The following is a 4,244-nucleotide window of genomic DNA, read 5'->3' as shown; positions in this document are numbered from 1 at the left end:
GGGGGAACCCCGCCACGCTCTCGGCGGGCAAGGCCTTGCCCGCCATCACGCCTAAAGGGCTAGTCCCGGCGGCGCGCGCATGTCGCGCACGCCTCTCGTCCGCGTACAGTGGCCGCGGACTTCGCGCCTAAAGGGCTAGTCCCGCGGGCGGGGAAACCCCGCCATGCTCTCGCCCGGCTCACGCCGAGCATCGCGCCTAAAGGGCTAGTCCCGGCGGCGGGCACGGGTCCCGCAGCTGCGGCGGGCTTTAGTAACCCGGGCGCAATCTCTGGTTGGCAGTATGAAATACAGGTACGGCACCGTCGTCCCTCACCACGTACTTAAGGAGTGAGTATGTACACCCTGAACATCAACGATCTCAACGGCACCGACCGCGATATCGATACCCCCAACTGGCGTTCTCGCCGCATGGTGCTCGCTAAGGAGAAGGTCGGCTTCTCCCTGCACGAGACCACCCTGCGCGCCGGCACCCACAACGAGTTCTGGTATGCCAATCACATCGAGGCCGTGTACTGCGTGGCCGGCAAGGGCACTCTCACCAATCTGGAGACCGGGGAGAAGCACCAGATCACCGACGGTTTCCTCTACCTCCTGGACGGCCACGAGAAGCACCAGGTGGACGTCGAAGAAGAGATGCGCATGGTGTGCGTCTTCAACCCACCGGTCACCGGCCGCGAGGTCCACGATGAAGACGGCGTCTACCCGCTGATCGTCGAAGAGGACTAATAGCGCCCTTACCTAGCACTACTGAGGGGTCCTGTGCAGCGCCGCTGCACAGGACCCCTCAGTAGTGCCGCCAGCCCCTCACCGCGTCATTCGGTCACGCATTGTGACCATATTCTTACGCTCTGAGCTGTTGAATCAGAGGAAAGTACCGTCATATCGCGTGACCGAACGATGCGGCTAGGACAACGGTGCGACGAGGAACAGACTAGGGCTAGGCCGTGGCCTCGGACAGCATTCGGCGCAGGCGCGCAGGATCAAACTTCCAGAAGTCGCGGACGGTCCCGTTGATGCGCAGCACGGGGATCTCCTCGGCGTACTGAGCGCGCAAGGCGTCGTCGTCGCTGATATCCAGCTCGGTGTAGCTCAGCCCGAACTCGGCACAGGCCGCCGCGGTGACGGCCAGGGCCTCCTCACACAGGTGGCAGCCCTGTTTGGTCAGAACTTCCACCGAAACTTGCTGTGTCATCTGGGCTCCTTTGCTGCGGTGCGGACTAAGGATACAGAAAGACCCCGGCTGCTTTAGCCGGGGTCCACTGTACTGAGAAGAAGCTACTACTTCTTATTGCGCCGCTGGTGGCGGGTCTTCCGCAGACGCTTGCGGTGCTTCTTCTTCGCCATGCGCTTGCGGCGCTTCTTGATGACTGAACCCATAGGGGAATACGTCCTTTGTCTGTCGGGGGGCGGGGCACGCGGTGCCCCTAGGCCAAAAAGGTCTCAAGGTAGTGTAACGATTCCGCGCGAACACGGCGAACTGAAACCCCACGACGCCGCCCGCGGGCCCCTCAACGGCCGTGAGCAGTCCGCCCGCGGAACCCTTCAGGCGTAATGGCGGGCAAGGCTTTGCCCGCCGAGAGGCGAGCGCGGCGTGTACGCGCCGTCGGGACTCTTTAGGCGTGATGGCCGCGGCCACTGCACGCGGCCGAGAGGCGAGCGCGGGGTGTCCCCGCCCGCGGAACCCTTTAGGCGTGAAGGCCGCGGCCACTGCACGCGGCCGAGAGGCGAGCGCGGCGTGTACGCGCCGCCGGGACTAATCAGTCGAACCAGGGGTCCAGACCGTGCAACGGGAAGATCTCCTTACGGGTCTGGATCACCGCGCGGTCCACAGTGTCCTCGGGGTCGTAGCCGAGTTCCCAGGTCCGCCACCACAGTTCGGCGTCGTCGGACATCTTCTCCGGTGCTTGCACGCTGTAGGTGGTCTTGATGTGTTCCCGCCAGGACTGCGGCGTGGCTGTGGCTAGCGGAACCGGGTTTCCGGCGGCGATGGCGGTCAGATGCGTCCACGCCCGTGGCACCACATCAAATACCGAGTAGCCTCCTCCGCCGGTGGCGATCCAGCGGGACTCGCAGTGCTCTTCGGCCATGTGGCCGATATCAAAGGCCATCTGCCGCTGCGCATCCACGCTGAGGTGAAGGTCGCTCATGGTGTCTGCGGAGTGGGAGTCACAGCCGTGCTGAGAGACGATGACCTCGGGTTCAAAGGCTGCGACAAGCGCAGGCACGACGGCGTGGAAGGCTCGCAGCCAGCCGGCGTCACCGGTGCCTTCAGGGATCGCGATATTGACGCTGGTGCCCTCAGCCCCCGGGCCGCCAGTTTCATTAGGGAACCCGGTGCCGGGGAAGAGCGAGACTCCGCTTTGGTGCAGGGAGATGGTCATGACTCGGGGGTCGTTGTAGAAGATCTCCTGGGTGCCATCCCCGTGGTGGGCATCCACATCGATGTAGACCGCACGGCGGGCGCCCAGATCCAACAGCCGCTGAATGGCCAGGGCGGCGTCGTTGTAGATGCAGAATCCTCCGGCCTTAGCGCGGGAGGCATGGTGCATCCCTCCGGCGAAGTTCACTCCGTGCACTGCGGTGCCGGTGTGCAGCTGCTCGGCGAGCATCAGGGTTCCTGAGGCGATGCGTGCGGCGCCCTCGTGCATGTCGGCGAACACCGGGGTGTCCTCGGTGCCCAATCCGCATCCGCCATTGGGGTCGCCGCTCTCAGCAGCGCGCTTGACCGCCTCGATGTACTCGCGGTCATGGACGCTCAGCAGCTGCTCGTCACTGGCCAGGCCCGGTACCAGCATGCTGAGGTTCGGGGCATCAAAGACGCCGAGCCCTCGGCACAGCCTTTCGGTCAACTCCAACCGCACCGGGTCCATCGGGTGGGTGGCATTGAACTTGTAGTTCAGCAGAGCGGGGTCCCACACCACCGATGTGGGAAGGGCGGAGCCTGATGAGCGCTGGGTCACAGCCCCAGGGTACCGCCCAGGAGGGTCTCTTCTCCCGTTGTGAAGCAGGAGGTGAGCGCGCTGGCTAGGCGTGATCTGCGAAGTACTCCAGCTTATGGACGTCGCCGGAGACCACGATGGTGTCTCCGGGAGAGATCAGCGTATCCGGCTGTGCGTAGACGAACTCCTGGCCGGGGGACTTCACGCCCACAATGTTGATTCCGTGACGCTTGCGCGGCTGGGATTCATCAATGGTCTTCGACTGCAGCGCCTTGGGCGGACGCATCTTCACGATCGCGAAATCGTCGTCGAACTTGATGAAGTCCATCATCTGTCCCGAGACCAGGTGGGCGGCACGGACCCCGGCGTCGTGCTCTGGGTAGATCACATGGTGACAGCCGATGCGGGTGAGGATCTTGCCATGGGTGGGGTTGATAGCTTTGGCCCACACCTGGGTGACGCCGAGGTCCACCAGGTTCGCGGCGATCAGCACACTGGACTCGATGGAAGTACCCACGCCCACCACCGCGGAATCGAACTCCTCGGCACCAAGCTGACGGAGCGCTTCGATGTCTGTGGCGTCGGCTTCGACGGTGTGGGTCAGCGAGTCAGCGTACTTCTGCACCAGCCCGCGGTGCCGGTCCACGGCCAGCACCTCTTTGTTCTGGCTGACCAGTTGCTGAGCCAGGGCGATGCCGAAACGCCCCATGCCCACTACCAGGACGGGCTTATTGGTCTTCTCGTTCCTTTTAGCCAATGATCGGCCTTCCCTCGGGATAGCGGTAGCGGATGCGGCTTTGGCGGATGGTCAATGCCGCAGCGAAGGTCATGATGCCCACGCGACCGGCGAACATCAACGCTGAAAGGACGTAGAGGCCCGACGGCGGGAGCTCTTCGGTCAGCCCTGAGGTCAGCCCGCAGGTGGCGAAAGCGGAGATGGATTCAAACAGGGGGCGCTCTAAGTCTTCCCCGGTGATGATGATCAGCGCCAGAGTGGAGAGCAGGACGAAGGTGGCGCCCATGGCCACCACGGAGACACCCACGCGCACAGCCTGAGCGGGGATAGTCCGGCCGTGGGCAGAAGAGTCCTCGTGGCCGCGGGCCTCGGCGAGGAAGGCCAGGAAGATCACCGCGAAAGTGGTGACTTTGATGCCACCGGCGGTGGAGGCCGATCCGCCGCCCACAAACATCAGGGCGTTGGTGATCAGCATGGTCTCTGAGTGCTCCATGACGTTCTCCACCACGGAGAAACCGCCTGAGCGCATCATGACCGAGGCGAAGATCGAGTTCTGGATCTTCTCCCCG

The 4,244-nt window shown here is 63.8% G+C and carries 6 protein-coding genes; 1 reads left to right on the top strand and 5 read right to left on the bottom strand.

Going from position 1 to position 4,244, the window contains the following annotated elements:
• The first annotated feature begins 333 nt into the window (after positions 1 to 333).
• Positions 334 to 726: an ectoine synthase gene (locus TX78_RS08235; RefSeq protein ID WP_044495264.1), complete on the top strand. Its 393-nt coding sequence runs from the start codon at positions 334 to 336 to the stop codon at positions 724 to 726.
• Between the two features lie 211 nt (positions 727 to 937).
• Here the strand turns inward: TX78_RS08235 and TX78_RS08230 are convergent, their stop codons facing one another.
• From TX78_RS08230 to TX78_RS08215, 5 genes are all read right to left on the bottom strand, one after another.
• Positions 938 to 1,192 carry a glutaredoxin family protein gene (locus TX78_RS08230; protein WP_044495263.1) on the bottom strand — a complete coding sequence of 85 codons (255 nt, stop codon included), beginning with the start codon at positions 1,190 to 1,192 and terminating at the stop codon, positions 938 to 940.
• Positions 1,193 to 1,278: 86 nt separating this feature from the next.
• Positions 1,279 to 1,377, bottom strand: coding sequence for a 30S ribosomal protein bS22 (locus tag TX78_RS13230; RefSeq protein ID WP_081652675.1), 99 nt, complete (start codon positions 1,375 to 1,377; stop codon positions 1,279 to 1,281).
• Between the two features lie 380 nt (positions 1,378 to 1,757).
• A complete protein-coding gene (locus TX78_RS08225; RefSeq protein WP_407635384.1) occupies positions 1,758 to 2,903 on the bottom strand; it encodes an acetoin utilization protein AcuC in 1,146 nt (381 codons plus the stop codon).
• 121 nt (positions 2,904 to 3,024) lie between these two features.
• On the bottom strand, positions 3,025 to 3,696 hold the full coding sequence (locus TX78_RS08220) for a potassium channel family protein (RefSeq protein WP_044495261.1): 672 nt from the start codon (positions 3,694 to 3,696) through the stop codon (positions 3,025 to 3,027).
• The coding region (locus TX78_RS08215) for a potassium transporter TrkG (protein ID WP_147640456.1) at positions 3,689 to 4,244 on the bottom strand (556 nt) is incomplete at its 5' end. The genes TX78_RS08220 and TX78_RS08215, both read right to left, overlap by 8 nt.

It is taken from the genome of Nesterenkonia massiliensis (assembly GCF_000455245.1).
Lineage (GTDB): Bacteria > Actinomycetota > Actinomycetes > Actinomycetales > Micrococcaceae > Nesterenkonia > Nesterenkonia rhizosphaerae.
Note: the sequence above shows the minus strand (reverse complement) of the source record. Positions and strands in the feature narration are given on the sequence as shown.